Annotated in this window: 16 protein-coding genes; 7 read left to right on the top strand and 9 right to left on the bottom strand. The window is 61.5% G+C overall.

The features are described from left to right. Window positions 1–27: 27 nt before the first annotated feature. Window positions 28–1,221 carry a Na+/H+ antiporter NhaA gene (gene nhaA / locus YP76_RS08840; protein ID WP_046763313.1) on the top strand — a complete coding sequence of 398 codons (1,194 nt, stop codon included), beginning with the start codon at window positions 28–30 and terminating at the stop codon, window positions 1,219–1,221. A gap of 156 nt (window positions 1,222–1,377) precedes the next feature. Next, entirely contained in the window at window positions 1,378–1,557 is a 180-nt protein-coding gene (locus YP76_RS08835) for a hypothetical protein (protein ID WP_046763182.1), read from the top strand. A gap of 44 nt (window positions 1,558–1,601) precedes the next feature. Here the strand turns inward: YP76_RS08835 and YP76_RS08830 are convergent, their stop codons facing one another. Beyond that, on the bottom strand, window positions 1,602–2,000 hold the full coding sequence (locus tag YP76_RS08830; RefSeq protein ID WP_046763181.1) for a low affinity iron permease family protein: 399 nt from the start codon (window positions 1,998–2,000) through the stop codon (window positions 1,602–1,604). 127 nt (window positions 2,001–2,127) lie between these two features. Here YP76_RS08830 and YP76_RS08825 point away from each other — a divergent pair, with 127 nt between their 5' ends. The 4 genes from YP76_RS08825 (at window position 2,128) to YP76_RS08810 (ending at window position 5,604) form a co-directional block, all read left to right on the top strand. Next, window positions 2,128–2,460 carry a hypothetical protein gene (locus YP76_RS08825; RefSeq protein WP_046763180.1) on the top strand — a complete coding sequence of 111 codons (333 nt, stop codon included), beginning with the start codon at window positions 2,128–2,130 and terminating at the stop codon, window positions 2,458–2,460. 139 nt (window positions 2,461–2,599) lie between these two features. Beyond that, window positions 2,600–3,799, top strand: coding sequence for an ADP-forming succinate--CoA ligase subunit beta (gene sucC / locus YP76_RS08820; RefSeq protein WP_046763179.1), 1,200 nt, complete (start codon window positions 2,600–2,602; stop codon window positions 3,797–3,799). A gap of 126 nt (window positions 3,800–3,925) precedes the next feature. After that, window positions 3,926–4,675: an electron transfer flavoprotein subunit beta/FixA family protein gene (locus tag YP76_RS08815; protein ID WP_046763178.1), complete on the top strand. Its 750-nt coding sequence runs from the start codon at window positions 3,926–3,928 to the stop codon at window positions 4,673–4,675. After that, window positions 4,672–5,604, top strand: coding sequence for an electron transfer flavoprotein subunit alpha/FixB family protein (locus YP76_RS08810; protein ID WP_046763177.1), 933 nt, complete (start codon window positions 4,672–4,674; stop codon window positions 5,602–5,604). Before YP76_RS08815 ends, YP76_RS08810 begins: the two co-directional genes overlap by 4 nt. Before the next feature lie 63 nt (window positions 5,605–5,667). Here YP76_RS08810 and YP76_RS08805 read toward each other — a convergent pair whose 3' ends face one another. The 6 genes from YP76_RS08805 to relB all read right to left on the bottom strand — a co-directional run bounded on the left by YP76_RS08805 (window position 5,668) and on the right by relB (window position 8,445). Then, window positions 5,668–6,012, bottom strand: coding sequence for a glycine zipper 2TM domain-containing protein (locus YP76_RS08805; protein ID WP_046763176.1), 345 nt, complete (start codon window positions 6,010–6,012; stop codon window positions 5,668–5,670). Between the two features lie 258 nt (window positions 6,013–6,270). Then, window positions 6,271–6,483: a hypothetical protein gene (locus YP76_RS08800; protein WP_046763175.1), complete on the bottom strand. Its 213-nt coding sequence runs from the start codon at window positions 6,481–6,483 to the stop codon at window positions 6,271–6,273. A gap of 244 nt (window positions 6,484–6,727) precedes the next feature. Then, entirely contained in the window at window positions 6,728–7,702 is a 975-nt protein-coding gene (locus YP76_RS08795; protein WP_046763174.1) for a hypothetical protein, read from the bottom strand. A 96-nt stretch (window positions 7,703–7,798) separates the two neighbouring features. Further along, a complete protein-coding gene (locus YP76_RS08790) occupies window positions 7,799–7,978 on the bottom strand; it encodes a hypothetical protein (protein WP_046763173.1) in 180 nt (59 codons plus the stop codon). Window positions 7,979–7,996: 18 nt separating this feature from the next. Continuing rightward, a complete protein-coding gene (locus tag YP76_RS08785) occupies window positions 7,997–8,269 on the bottom strand; it encodes a type II toxin-antitoxin system RelE/ParE family toxin (protein WP_198147452.1) in 273 nt (90 codons plus the stop codon). Further along, the gene (relB, locus tag YP76_RS08780; RefSeq protein WP_046763171.1) at window positions 8,269–8,445 is read right to left on the bottom strand and encodes a type II toxin-antitoxin system RelB family antitoxin; all 177 of its coding nucleotides are present in this window, start codon (window positions 8,443–8,445) and stop codon (window positions 8,269–8,271) included. The genes YP76_RS08785 and relB overlap by 1 nt, the downstream gene beginning before the upstream one ends. A 176-nt stretch (window positions 8,446–8,621) precedes the next feature. Here relB and YP76_RS26975 point away from each other — a divergent pair, with 176 nt between their 5' ends. Continuing rightward, a complete protein-coding gene (locus tag YP76_RS26975; RefSeq protein ID WP_084733077.1) occupies window positions 8,622–9,770 on the top strand; it encodes a beta family protein in 1,149 nt (382 codons plus the stop codon). On the opposite strand, the gene YP76_RS27700 is transcribed toward YP76_RS26975, so the two are convergent. Next, window positions 9,741–10,310 carry a sce7726 family protein gene (locus tag YP76_RS27700; RefSeq protein ID WP_198147450.1) on the bottom strand — a complete coding sequence of 190 codons (570 nt, stop codon included), beginning with the start codon at window positions 10,308–10,310 and terminating at the stop codon, window positions 9,741–9,743. The genes YP76_RS26975 and YP76_RS27700 overlap by 30 nt on opposite strands. A 161-nt stretch (window positions 10,311–10,471) precedes the next feature. Continuing rightward, window positions 10,472–13,417, bottom strand: a complete 2,946-nt coding sequence (gene uvrA, locus YP76_RS08765) for an excinuclease ABC subunit UvrA (protein ID WP_046763168.1) — start codon at window positions 13,415–13,417, stop codon at window positions 10,472–10,474. Window positions 13,418–13,565: the final 148 nt, after the last annotated feature.

Here is a 13,565-nt window from a genome sequence, read left to right as displayed (position 1 = left end):
ATGGAGAATGTCTTGGAGAAAGCGCCCATGTTGAATCGTCCGCCGTCGGCGCTGCGTGATTTTCTGAAGAGTGAGGCCGGTGGCGGCGTTCTGCTGATGGCGGTCGCTGCTTTCGCGATGCTGCTCGCCAACCTGCCGGGAGAGGCGGGGCATGTGCATCACGCGCTGGTGCATGCGCAAATCGGCCCTGAATTCACGCCGAAACTGGGGCCTATGACCGTCCACCTCTGGGTCAATGACGGCCTGATGGCGATTTTCTTCCTTCTGGTCGGGCTGGAGATCAAGCGGGAACTGGTCGACGGCGGCCTGTCGAGTTGGGAACGGCGGCGCCTGCCGTTCATCGCGGCGGCGGCGGGCATGCTTGCTCCGGCCTGCGTCTATCTTCTCGTGGTCGCGGGACGGCCCCATCTTGCGAGCGGCTGGGCGATCCCGGCTGCAACGGACATCGCCTTTGCCATCGGGGTGTTGGCGCTGCTGGGGCGCAGGGTGCCAGCTTCGTTGAAGCTCATGCTGACCGCCATCGCGATAGTCGACGATATGGGGGCGGTGGCAATCATCGCGCTGGCCTATACGCAGGACATCGACTGGACGGCGTTGGGCTGTGCGGCGGCGGTGCTGCTCGTGATGTTCGGTCTCAATCGCCTGGCCGTGCAAAGACTGATACCCTATATGCTGGCTTTTGGGGCCTTGTGGTACTTTACCCTGCTTTCCGGGGTGCATGCGACCGTCGCGGGGGTGCTGACGGCAATGTTCGTGCCGATCAAGTCCACGCCCGGCAAGCCGGATGCCGCCGACAGTTCCCTACATCGCCTGGAACATGCCTTGCATCCCTGGAGCGCTTATCTGATCGTGCCGCTGTTCGGTTTCATCAATGCCGGCGTGACGCTCGACGGCGCCGCGCTGGGCACATTGCTGACCCCCCTGCCGATCGGCGTCGCCGCCGGCCTGTTTTTCGGCAAGCAGATCGGTATTTTCGGCGGTATCTGGGTAGCCGACCGGCTTGGCCTGTCGCGGCGACCCGCGGGGGCGAGTTGGGCGCAGATATACGGCATGGCGCTGCTTTGCGGCATCGGCTTCACCATGAGCCTGTTCATCGGCATGCTGGCATTCCCGGGCTCCGCCGCCTTGGTGGAACAGGCGAAGATCGGCATAATCGCGGGATCGTTGCTATCCGCCGTGGCTGGATATATAGTTTTACGCAGGGCGGAATCGCGTTGTTGAGTAGCGCGATTATCCGTTGGACCGCTCTGTCCATGCGTCGGACGGAATCGCGCGCGGAAAGCGGCAATGCTATTTTGCTGGCCGCCATAAGAGCGAATCGCACGAGATGCGAAGACCCTAGCCAGTCCCTTTCAGCGATCAGGTAGGAGGGTGAATATGTTTGGGGAGATGGATGTCAACTATTTGTTGCATCGACAACAAGTGGCGTTGATCCGCGCGCAGATGAGCCACTCCGCCAAGGGCAGGGCGGCCTATGAGGATCTGGCGCGCGGTTACACGAGCCGTATCGACGCCTATCGCCGTGAGAATGAACGGTTGGTCGATCTCGCGCATTGATCCGGGTTGAGCGTGATCTGCGTCAGATGGGGACGCGGTACGCTTTAGCGCCGGGCGATGAGATTCTCGATCGACAGGCGATGGACGTGATCGTCGCCGCACTCTTTCTCGAGAACCGATTTGATTTTCTCCAGTTCCGTTTCCGTCAGATGTTCGATGCCGATGAACTCATTGCGCGCGGTCGAGATGGCGCGGATCAGTTCGTCCATCTTTGCCTGGATTGCGGAACCATCGCGATTTTGCGCATTCTGGATGAGGAACACCATCAGAAAGGTCACGATGGTCGTGCCGGTATTGATGATCAGTTGCCAGGTGTCGGAATAATGAAAGATCGGACCGGTAAGGATCCAGCAGAGGATTACCAGCACCGCCAGGATAAAAGCGAGAGGTTGCCCCGACCAGCAGGCGATCCTGTGCGCGAAAGCCGTAAAAATCCTGTCCATATCGATATTTCTCCTGGAACGTGCTGAACTCGGCCGAAACGGTTTATGTTTCGCGGAAGGCAAAAATAAATGGATGTGAGCAGCCATATTTAGCCTCCGTTCAGCCCGTGCTTGCCATGAAGGTGTCATGACAACCATCCCCTTCCGTTCGCTGGCCGTCGGGCTTGGCGCATCACTTTTTCTCGCCTCCTGTGCGACGGTGTCACCCGAATCGCGGGTGCGCGCCGGGCTGATCGATGCAGGATTGTCGCCGCCCATGGCGGGCTGCATGGCCGAAAGAATGGCTGACCGGCTCAGTATCGCACAATTGCGCCGGCTCCAGTCGCTGGCCTCGCTTCGCAAGTCTCACATGGGCGACATGACGGTCGACCGCTTGCTCTATAAGGTCCGCGCGCTGGAGGACCCGGAGATATTCGCGGTAACCAGTAAGGCGGCGCTGATCTGCGCCATCGACCGCTGATTTCGCAATAAATCGAGGCGACGCTTTGCAAAAGTTTTGCAATTTTGCAAAGTGGTTTTGCGAAATTCACTGGCGTTGACGTTTCGCCTGTGCTTAGCCGCTGACCATCAAGTTTCAGCGGAAAGGACGGGCGAGCCCCATGAACATCCACGAATATCAGGCGAAGGAATTGCTGGCGAAATACGGCGCGCCGATCGCTGCCGGTTATGCCGCCTTCTCCGTCGAGGAAGCCGTCGAAGCCGCCAAGAAGCTGCCCGGGCCGCTTTATGTGGTTAAGTCGCAGATCCATGCTGGGGGGCGCGGCAAGGGCAAGTTCAAGGAACTCGGTCCCGATGCGAAGGGTGGCGTTCGCCTGGCTTTCAATCTGGACGAAGTGAAGGCGCATGCCACCGACATGCTCGGCAACACGCTGGTCACCATCCAGACCGGCGAAGCGGGCAAGCAGGTCAATCGCCTCTACATCACCGATGGCGCCGACATTGCGAAGGAATTCTACCTCGCCCTGCTGGTCGACCGCGCCAGCAGCCGAGTTGCCTTCGTCGTATCGACCGAAGGCGGCATGGATATTGAAGAGGTCGCCCACTCGACCCCTGAAAAGATCCACAGCTTCTCGGTCGATCCGGCTTCGGGCTTCCAGCCGCACCACGGCCGCGCCGTTGCCGCCGCTCTGGGCCTGTCCGGGGACCAGGCGAAGCAGGCTGCCAAGGTCGCTGCCTCGCTCTACGCCGCCTTCCTCGACACCGACGCCGAGCAGATCGAAGTCAATCCGCTGGCGCTGACCGAACAGGGTAACCTGCTGGTGCTCGATGCGAAGGTCGGTTTCGACGGCAACGCCATGTTCCGTCACAAGGACATCGCCGAACTGCGCGACCTGACCGAGGAAGATCCGGCGGAAGTCGAAGCTTCGGAATATGACCTCGCCTACATCAAGCTCGATGGCAACATCGGCTGCATGGTGAACGGCGCGGGCCTGGCCATGGCGACCATGGACATCATCAAGCTGAACGGCGAATTCCCTGCCAACTTCCTGGACGTCGGTGGCGGCGCGAACAAGGAAAAGGTGACCGCGGCCTTCAAGATCATCCTGAAGGACCCGGCGGTGAAGGGCATTCTCGTCAACATCTTCGGCGGCATCATGAAGTGCGACATCATTGCCGAGGGCATCGTCGCCGCCGCCAAGGAAGTGAACCTGTCGGTTCCGCTGGTCGTCCGCCTGGAAGGCACGAACGTCCAGCAGGGCAAGGACATTCTAGCGGCTTCGGGCCTGGCCATCGTCCCGGCGGACGATCTGGGCGACGCGGCGAAGAAGATCGTGGCGGAAGTGAGGAAGGCAGCCTGACGCAGCTTTTCGCCTGAACCAAGACACCAAAGGGTGCGGGTGGTCCGGAGACGGGCTGCCCGCGCCTGTGTTTGCCTTTGCTTTCGCATCGGCGGACTTGGCGTGATTTAACGGAGGATGTTGGAGATGAAGATCCTTGTGCCCGTGAAGCGGGTGATAGATTATAATGTGAAGCCGCGGGTGAAGGCGGACGGCACGGGCGTCGACCTGGCGAACGTGAAGATGTCGATGAACCCGTTCGACGAGATTGCGGTGGAGGAAGCGATCCGCCTGAAGGAAAAGGGCGTCGCGACCGAGATCGTCGCGGTGTCGATCGGCGTTGCGAAGGCGCAGGAAACGCTGCGCACGGCGCTGGCGATGGGTGCGGACCGGGCGATCCTGATCCAGACGGATGATGAGGTTGAACCGCTGGGCGTGGCCAAGCTGCTGGCGAAGGTCCAGGAAGAGGAAGGCGCTGGCCTGATCATCCTGGGCAAGCAAGCGATCGACGATGACAGCAACCAGACCGGCCAGATGCTGGCGGCGCTGCTGAACCTGCCGCAGGGCACCTTCGCCAGCAAGGTGGAGGTCGAGGGCGACAAGGTCAGCGTCACCCGCGAAGTCGATGGCGGCCTGGAGACGGTGAAGCTCACCACCCCGGCGATCATCACCACCGACCTGCGCCTCAATGAACCGCGCTATGCCTCGCTGCCCAACATCATGAAGGCGAAGAGCAAGCCGCTCGCGACCAAGGCACCCGCCGATTACGGCGTGGACATTGCGCCGCGTCTGGAGACGCTCAAGGTCACGGAACCCGCCAAGCGTTCGGCCGGCGTGAAGGTTGCCGATGTCGATGAACTGGTCGCTAAGCTCAAGGCTCTGGGAGTTGCAGCATGACGAAGACGCTCGTTTGGGTTGAACATGAGGGCGGCGCGGTCAAGGACGCGACCCTCTCCGCCGTCACCGCTGCATCGAAGCTGGGTGAAGTCCATCTGCTGGTCGCCGGTTCGGGCGTCGGCGGGGTGGCCGAGGAGGCTGCGAAGATCGCGGGCGTGGGCAAGGTCCATGTCGCGGACGACGCCGCCTTCGGCCATGCGCTGGCCGAGAATGTCGCGCCGCTGGTCGTCGAACTGATGGGCCACCATGACGCCTTTGTCGCGCCTGCCACCAGCAACGGTAAGAATATCGCGCCGCGTGTTGCGGCTCTGCTCGACGTGATGCAGATCAGCGACATCCTGTCGGTGGAGAGCGAGGACAGTTTCACCCGTCCGATCTATGCCGGCAACGCGATCGCGACCGTCAAGTCGAAGGATGCCAAGAAGGTCCTGACCGTTCGCGGTACGGCGTTCGCGAAGGCGGCCCGTGAGGGTGGTTCGGGCGCGGTGGAAGCCGTGGCCTCGACCGGCGACAAGGGGCTGAGCAGCTTCGTCGGCGCCGAGATCGCCAAGCAGGAGCGTCCGGAACTGACCTCGGCCAAGATCATCGTGTCGGGCGGCCGCGCGCTGAAGGACAGCGAGACGTTCGAGGCGACCATCTTCCCGCTGGCGGACAAGCTGGGCGCGGCGGTCGGTGCGAGCCGTGCGGCGGTCGATGCTGGCTATGTGCCGAACGATTATCAGGTCGGGCAGACCGGCAAGATCGTGGCGCCGGAAGTCTATATCGCGGTCGGCATCTCGGGCGCGATCCAGCATCTGGCGGGGATGAAGGATTCCAAGACCATCGTCGCCATCAACAAGGATGAGGATGCGCCGATCTTCCAGGTCGCGGATATCGGCCTTGTCGGCGACCTGTTCAAGGTCGTGCCGGAGCTGGTCGAGAAGCTCTGACCGATCGTCCCGGATTTGAAAAGAGGGCGCGGGCTTTCGGGTCCGCGCCCTTTTTCTTGTCCGTTATTCGCAGCGGACGTCATTCTTGTCGATGGCGCGGCCTGCCAGCGCGCCGCCTGCGCCGCCCAGGATCGTGCCGAGGGTCTTCGACCCGCCGGGAGCGATGATATTGCCCAGTACACCACCCGCTATGGCGCCGACGATGGTGCCGGTGGTGCCGTCGTCGCGCTTGCAATAATAGCGGCCGTCATTGTCGCGATAGATATAGTCGTTGTCGCCGATCGGGCGGCCGCCGGGGCGGTGGCCGTAGCTGGGGCGATCATAGCCGTAACGGCCGCCATCGCCGTCGGTGACGCAGGCTGTCAGCGGCAGGGCCAGCAACATCGCGGCCAGAAGGGGGGTGCGCATGGTTGTTCTCTCCTCATTATATCCCCTGATGAGAGGGATAATGCTTTTGGCCGAGGGAAGTTTCGCGGGCAGAATTAGTCTGCCCGCCGCGGCGTGCCCAAAGGGGGGAAAAGGCGTCCGGGCGGGCAGTGGGGGCCAGCGGAGAGAGGGTGTGTCCGCTGGTTTGGCGCTGATCTGGGGAAGGCTGGGTCCGGGCAGGAGGAGGGGCGTCTGGAGCGGGCCAGTTTCTCCTGCCCGAAGAGGGTCAGCGAAAAAGGATCAGGACAGGGATGGCGATCCTGCGCTGGTCGTGGGCCGGGGCGGGGTCGGGGTGATCACCGGCGCCGTTTCCGTTTCGCGGGCGGCCAGGTTGGCCTTCGCATCATTGTAGCGGGCGACAAGGTCGTCCTTGAACTCGGTCAGCTTGCCTTCGTCATAGAGTTTCTTGCCGACATAGCCAGCGATCGCGCCGAAGATCAGGGTGCGGATCATGGGATGCTCCTTGGTTTCGATATTTGCCGGATAAACGGGCGGCGGGGCCTGTGGTTCCGGGGCTGCGGCGAGGCGTGGTCGCAGTGCGATATGGTGGCAGCGGGGGACGGGATGGCGAAAGCGGCGGCATGGGCCATGCCGGAGTGCGCCGCATTTTCAGCGGACGCAGGTGTCGCATCGCTTTGGAGGAAGCCGGTTCCCACCTTTGCGCAGGAGGGCCTGGCCCTCCGTCGTGCGGCAGTCCCTATCCCGCACCCGCCAGCGCGGCGAAGCCGAAAAAGGCGTCGCGGGCGCGGGCGGCGGCGTCCACATAGGGGCGGCATTGTTCGGCCGCCAGCGCGCGGAGCGCTTGCGATTCTTCCGCTGTCAGGTCGCGCTCATAACAGTCGATGTCATAAAGGTCGTCGCTCTCGTAGCCGTCGAAGCCGGGGGGCGGGGGAAAGTCGGTGCGATAGCTTTCCAGGTTCGCGTCCCACCAAGCGCCGCGCAGCAGGGCGGCGGCCTCATCGGGCGGAAGGGTCGCGCGGTCGACCGGCGCGGGCGGAAGTTCACACCGTTCCTGGAAGGGATGAAACGGGGCCTTGCCGCCCTCCTTCAGCGCCATGCGCGCGGCGACGAACAGCGCGGCGGAGGCGCCGGGCGAGAGGGCGGTGGCAGCCCGTTCCATGGCGGGGTCGAGCGGTCCGGCGTCGTCGCTGTCGCCGGCCATGGGACCGGCATAGGGAGCGGACAGATCTGCCTCCGCTTCCGCCTGGTCCTGCGGGCAGAGCATGTCGAGATAGGCGGCGAAATCCTGCGCGACGATGCGGGCGAGGGCGGCGTCGGAGCCTTCGGGCGGGCTGTCGGCCATGCGGTCGAGGCGGGAGAGCATCGACATAGCGAGGCGGTTGTCGTGGCGGTGGCGGGTGATTTCGCCTGCTTCCATGTCCTTGCGGATCACTTCCTCATGGCCGGTCAGCGCGCGGGCGAGCAGATCGTCGACGAGGCGGGCTCGAGCGATGAGGATGGCCGCGTTCCAGCCGAGGCGAAAGGCCGCGCCGTCGCGGCGGATGCGTAAGGAGTAGGCCGAGCGGGTGGAGATGTGCGCGGCTTCGCAGGCGGCGCGGATGATGCCGGTAGCGGCGAGGGTTTCAAGGAAAGCGCGCTGGCGTTCCGGGCTCCAGCCGTCGACGCGGATTGGCGGAGCGGGCGCGGGGAGGGGAGGGAATTGGCAAGTCACAGGCAAAGCTCCTTTTTATGGGAGGGTTTGCCGGGAGGATATGTTAGGGGAGGGGTTGTAGGACAGAACAAAATGGGAACGGGTGGGGAGGGTGGTTTACCAGTTGCCGCCTGCGTCCTTGATGGCTTTGAGCAGGGCTTTCTTGCTCTCGGTGCGGCGGGTGCCGCTGTTGCGGGGTATGTCGGCGTCGGTGATGCCGAGTTCGGCGCGGCGGCGGGCGAGTTGGCGGCCGAATTCTTCCATATTGATGACGCGCTTGGGCTTTGCGGATGTCATTTCGGCTCCTTTGGACGGTCAGGGATATTGCTGGCGGGTGTGGATGACGGCCAGCACCTCTATGATGTCCGTGACGCGATAGACGAGGACGTAATTGGGGGTGATCAGGGCTTCGCGTGTGCCTGCAATCCGACCGCCGCGATACAGATAGGGGTGATTGGGGAGGCGTTCTGCGGTGTCGCGAATGACGCTGCCGAGCCTCTGCGCGGCGGCAGGATTGTGCGCCTCTATATAGTCGATGATGCGTTCGAGATCATCGAGGGCATCATCGTGCCAGATGAGGGGGAGCATCAGGCCTGCTTGCGCCGGTCGATGATCTTTTGCATCCGGGCCATGGCCACATCATGCGGAATACCGGGAGTTTTCTTCGCCATCCTTGCCTCGACCTTTGTCCGGAACCAAGCGTCATAGGCTTCGGCTTCCTCGGTCGTCGCGAACTCGGACTCGATGGGGGTGAGTTTGGTCATGGGCGGAAAGTATCAGCGATGAGGGGTAGTGTCGACTGAGGCGGGGAGGGTTAGTCCGATATGGATCAGGTTTGGATGGATTTGGCGATGAAGTACCTATCGTCATAAATCAAGAAGATGTTGCTGAATGGTAGATTATCATGTAGGAACGATTCGAGAACATTTGGGATGCACGTATGCCGATCGTGTCATTTGGGAGCTATGATTACCTACCAGTGCTTGGCACTACTGAGGTAGAAAGATTGGCATATAGCAGTCTTCGAGCCGATACTCGGGCCGGGATATTGCCTGTATTCGAATTGAATCGGCACCGGGGCGATGAGGATCTCGAGGCATCAGTTTCTCTCATTCAAGAGACAATTAATGCTCCTTTTTTGCTTGATTTGGACAAGCGTTATGCTCCGCCGCCCTATCAAGCTTCAAATCCCGCAAACCCGACTGTGGAGAAACAAAGAGTATCTCGGGAGACGGCAGAGAATGACGCTTATAATGCTTATCTGAATGCGCTGCTTTCTCCGGCCAACGGTTTCGAGAATTGGCGGTCGATGTGCGCCCGATTTGAAAACGCGGTGCCTGTTCTGCAATGTACTAATATTTCTAGCCAAGCTAACGCAGTGTTACGCCAAGCTGCCCTCCTCGCGCAAGGTGGCAACAGTATCTGCATGAGAGTGGGGCAGGCGAATTACGAAGCGCTTATTGCTCTTGCTATTCAAATCTTGGCGACGCTTCCCTCAAGCGGTCAAATGCTTGTCATATTCGATTGTGGCCAAGGAAGGCGTGGCGTTGCGGAGAAGATAGAATGGGTTTTACACTGTCGTGACATGCTTCTGGCTGGTCTGGAACCGGACCAGATCACCGGTATCTCCATAGTGTGCATGAGTAACTCGTACCCGCAAATGAATCATGACGGCTTACGTGTCGTCGAAAATTACGATCGGAGGATATGGGTCGGAGCCTATCAGCAGTTTCCGTTTCTGTTCGGTGATTATGCAGCTTCTCCTCGCTTGCAGAACTTGAGTGCATTCTTACCCCGTAGTTTTCGGGCTACAGTTGTGCACGCGTCCGATGATTACTGGATGGTTCACAGGCATTTGAATGCTGACGATCCACAAGGGTGGATCGATGGCTCAGTGGTGATAGCGGCGCATGATCAGTTCGAGCCCATCGACACATGGACCGATAGAGCCATAGAAACAGCCGCCGGAGGAAATATCGTTGGGATGGATAACCCTCGGCCATGGCATGCTGCACGCATCGCAGGCCATGTCGACCGGCAGTTTAGATATCAACCTCCGTCAGATGACTTTGACGATTTGTTGGGATAGTCGACCTTTCAATGCCTCTCGCACGCCGTGCATAACTTCTGAATGCCTAACCTCTTCAGAAATTGCTTCAATGGCTGCCGCCTTTTTTAGAACTCGACTGAGCGTGCATCTGTTTAGAGCAGCAAGGGCGTAAAGTTCTTTGCGGGTCAGTAAATGCAACGCATGCTTGCAGCTAACCTTGGTGTTTTGGCGACCACGCTTTAGCCGGCGGAATGTTAACTTCTCATCAAGAACGAGAATTCCCCACCAGTCAGGCAAGAGCGATCTGGCTTGAGCCGCATGTCTTGGCGTTGTGACCAAGGTGGCTCGCTCAAATATGCAACTGAAACTCGCAATTTGCCGGGGCAACCTAGATAACGTGTCCAATTCACTCTTGATCTCAAAGCCAGCTAAAACGCCATTAACAACCGCTAGGTCAATGCGCGCTGAAGGTCGCGGAATCGCGAGTTCATGACAAATGACGGTTGTGGGATCGTATGAGTATTCGGTGGCTAGCCACTCGGTTAACTTAATACGGATATCCCTATCCCGAAGTGCCACGCATGCGCCTCCTCTCTTTGCGCGTGCCTTTCGCTTCACGCGTCCAAGGTGAGCGCGGTGCTAGAGAATCTGCCATGGAACTCAAGCATAATCAGGAATGCTCGAATGATTCGTGCATGAGGTGAGTCCCGAATGTCACATTGGGTGCGGCATAATATGGATCACTCCGCCGCCACAGCCTCCAACCCCAACAATGGTGCCAGATAGCGCCCGGTAAAGCTTCGAGCGTTCTTCGCTACCTTCTCCGGGGTGCCTTCGGCCACCACTTCGCCGCCCTTGACGCCACCCTCTGGACCCATGTCGATGATCCAGTCGGCGGTCTTGATGACATCCAAGTTGTGTTCGATCACCACCACGCTGTTGCCCTGTTCGACCAGCGCGTGGAGGACTTCGAGCAGTTTGCGGACATCTTCGAAGTGCAGGCCGGTGGTGGGTTCGTCCAATATGTAGAGGGTCTGGCCGGTGGCTCGGCGGCTGAGTTCCTTGGCGAGTTTGACGCGTTGGGCTTCGCCGCCGGAGAGGGTGGTGGCCTGTTGGCCGACCTTGACATAGCCCAGGCCCACTTCGGCCAGCATCGCCATCTTGTCGCGGATGGGGGGGACGGCCTTGAAGAATTCGACCGCGTCCTCGACCGTCATGTCGAGCACGTCGGCTATGCTGTGGCCCTTGAACTTCACCTCCAGCGTCTCGCGATTGTAGCGGGCGCCGTGGCAGACGTCGCAGGTGACGTAGACGTCGGGGAGGAAGTGCATCTCGATCTTGAGAACGCCGTCGCCCTGGCAGGCTTCGCAGCGGCCGCCCTTTACGTTGAATGAGAAGCGGCCGGGTTTGTAGCCGCGGGCCTGGGCTTCGGGGAGGCCGGCGAACCAGTCGCGGATGTTGGTGAAGGCGCCGGTATAGGTCGCGGGGTTCGAGCGGGGGGTGCGGCCGATGGGCGACTGGTCGATGTCGATCACCTTGTCGCAATGTTCGAGGCCGGTCACCTTGTCGTGCGGGCCGGCGACGATGCGGGCGCCGTTGAGGGCGCGGGCTGAGGCTGCATAAAGGGTGTCGATGGTGAAGCTGGACTTGCCCGAGCCGGAGACGCCGGTGATGCAGGTGAAGGTGCCGAGCGGGATGCTGGCCGTCACATTTTGCAGGTTGTTGGCGCGGGCGTTGTGGACGGTGAGTTTCTTGCCCGATCCCTTGCGGCGTTTGGTGGGGACTTCGATGCGGCGGGTGCCGTTCAGATAATCGGCGGTCAGGCTGTCCTTGTGGGCGAGGAGCTGGTTGAGGTTGCCTTGCGCGACGATGGTGCCGCCGTGGACGCCTGCGCCCGGCCCCATGTCGACGATATAGTCGGCGGTGCGGATCGCGTCCTCGTCATGCTCCACGACGATGACGGTGTTGCCGAGGTCGCGCAGGCGTTTGAGGGTCACGAGCAGGCGGTCATTGTCGCGCTGGTGCAGGCCGATCGACGGTTCGTCGAGGACGTAGAGGACGCCGGAGAGGCCGCTGCCGATTTGCGACGCGAGGCGGATGCGCTGGGACTCGCCGCCGGACAGGGTGCCGCTGGTGCGGTCCAGGTTCAGATAGTCGAGGCCGACATTGTTGAGGAAGCCGAGGCGTTCCACGATTTCCTTGAGGATGGCCTTGGCGATCTGGTTCTGCTGATCGGTGAGGTGGGTGGGGAGGGTGGAGAAGAAGCCGAGCGCGTCCGCCACCGAGCGGCGGGTGGACATGGAGATGTCCTCTCCGGCGATCTTGACCGCGCGGGCTTCGGGTTTGAGGCGGGCGCCGTCGCATGTCTCACAGGGCATGGCGGTCTGGTATTTGCCCAGTTCCTCGCGCATCCAGGCGCTGTCGGTCTGGAGCAGGCGGCGGTTGAGGTTGCCGATCACGCCTTCGAAGGGTTTCTTGACCTCGTAGGACTTCTTGCCGTCGACGAAGCGCAGGGTGACGGGTTTGCCCGCGGTGCCGTGGAGGATGATGATCTTCACCTCCGCGGGGAGGTCGGCCCAAGGGGTTTCGAGGGAAAAGCCGAATTCCTTCGCGAGGCTGCCCAGGACCTGCATGTAATAGGGGCTGGGCGGGTTGGATTTGGCCCAGGGGACGATGGCGCCCTTCTTGAGCGTGAGGGCTTCGTTGGGGACGACGAGTTCGGGGTCGAACTCCTGCCGTTCGCCCAGGCCGTCGCAGGCGGGGCAGGCGCCCTGCGGGGCGTTGAAGGAAAAGAGGCGGGGTTCGATTTCGGGGATTGTGAAGCCGCTGACGGGGCAGGCGAATCTTTCAGAGAAGACGATGCGGTTGGCGGGGACTTCGGCGTTTTTCATTTTGCCGGCGGTTGCGCTTTGCCCACCCCCGGCCCCTCCCGCCTGCGGGAGGGGAGAGGTGAGGTCGGCGACGGTGCCGTCGGCGAGGTCGACATAGGCGAGGCCGTCGGCGAGTTTGAGGGCTTGCTCGAAGCTGTCGGCGAGGCGGGTGGACATGTCCTGCGTGACGGCGAGGCGGTCGACGACCACTTCGATGTCATGTTTGTATTTCTTGTCGAGGGCGGGGGCGTCCTCGATCGCGTAGAGTTCGCCGTCGATGCGGACGCGGGTGAAGCCGGCCTTCTGCCATTCGGCCAGTTCCTTGCGGTATTCGCCCTTGCGGCCCCTGACCACGGGGGCGAGGAGGTAGAAGCGGGTGCCCTCCGGCAGCAGCATCACGCGGTCGACCATCTGGCTGACGGTCTGGGCGCTGATGGGGAGGCCGGTGGCGGGGCTGTAGGGGATGCCGACGCGCGCCCAGAGGAGGCGCATATAGTCGTAGATCTCCGTGACCGTGGCGACGGTGGAGCGGGGGTTTCTGGACGTCGTTTTCTGTTCGATCGAGATGGCGGGGGAGAGGCCCTCTATATGCTCGACGTCGGGCTTCTGCATCATCTCCAGGAACTGGCGGGCGTAGGCGGAGAGGGACTCCACATAGCGGCGCTGACCCTCGGCATAGATGGTGTCGAAGGCGAGGCTGGACTTGCCCGAGCCGGACAGGCCGGTGATGACGATCAGGCTGTCGCGGGGGAGGTCGACGTCGACGCCCTTGAGGTTGTGCTCGCGGGCGCCGCGGACGCTTATGGTGGTCAGCATTCGGTAGACCTCTGCTGAGAAATCGTTGTGAGACTCATGGGGGCGTGTTGTTCCAGATTTGTTCTTCGAGGGCAAGGCCCGGTCGGGGGCAAGATAGGGTCTGTGCGGTGAAAGGAAAAGGTGGCGGCTTTTCTCCGCGGAGAGGCTG

The organism is Sphingobium chungbukense, from assembly GCF_001005725.1.
Taxonomy (GTDB): domain Bacteria; phylum Pseudomonadota; class Alphaproteobacteria; order Sphingomonadales; family Sphingomonadaceae; genus Sphingobium; species Sphingobium chungbukense.
Note: the sequence above shows the minus strand (reverse complement) of the source record. Positions and strands in the feature narration are given on the sequence as shown.

Coding starts and splice junctions, on each gene's coding strand:
- YP76_RS08790 (WP_046763173.1), bottom strand. CDS start 7,978: ATGACATCCGCAAAGCCCAAGCGCGTCATCAATATGGAAGAATTCGGC.
- uvrA (WP_046763168.1), bottom strand. CDS start 13,417: ATGCTGACCACCATAAGCGTCCGCGGCGCCCGCGAGCACAACCTCAAG.
- YP76_RS08815 (WP_046763178.1), top strand. CDS start 3,926: ATGAAGATCCTTGTGCCCGTGAAGCGGGTGATAGATTATAATGTGAAG.
- YP76_RS08830 (WP_046763181.1), bottom strand. CDS start 2,000: ATGGACAGGATTTTTACGGCTTTCGCGCACAGGATCGCCTGCTGGTCG.
- YP76_RS08800 (WP_046763175.1), bottom strand. CDS start 6,483: ATGATCCGCACCCTGATCTTCGGCGCGATCGCTGGCTATGTCGGCAAG.
- YP76_RS08785 (WP_198147452.1), bottom strand. CDS start 8,269: ATGCTCCCCCTCATCTGGCACGATGATGCCCTCGATGATCTCGAACGC.
- YP76_RS26975 (WP_084733077.1), top strand. CDS start 8,622: ATGCCGATCGTGTCATTTGGGAGCTATGATTACCTACCAGTGCTTGGC.
- relB (WP_046763171.1), bottom strand. CDS start 8,445: ATGACCAAACTCACCCCCATCGAGTCCGAGTTCGCGACGACCGAGGAA.
- YP76_RS08810 (WP_046763177.1), top strand. CDS start 4,672: ATGACGAAGACGCTCGTTTGGGTTGAACATGAGGGCGGCGCGGTCAAG.
- sucC (WP_046763179.1), top strand. CDS start 2,600: ATGAACATCCACGAATATCAGGCGAAGGAATTGCTGGCGAAATACGGC.
- YP76_RS08805 (WP_046763176.1), bottom strand. CDS start 6,012: ATGCGCACCCCCCTTCTGGCCGCGATGTTGCTGGCCCTGCCGCTGACA.
- YP76_RS08835 (WP_046763182.1), top strand. CDS start 1,378: ATGTTTGGGGAGATGGATGTCAACTATTTGTTGCATCGACAACAAGTG.
- nhaA (WP_046763313.1), top strand. CDS start 28: ATGTTGAATCGTCCGCCGTCGGCGCTGCGTGATTTTCTGAAGAGTGAG.
- YP76_RS08825 (WP_046763180.1), top strand. CDS start 2,128: ATGACAACCATCCCCTTCCGTTCGCTGGCCGTCGGGCTTGGCGCATCA.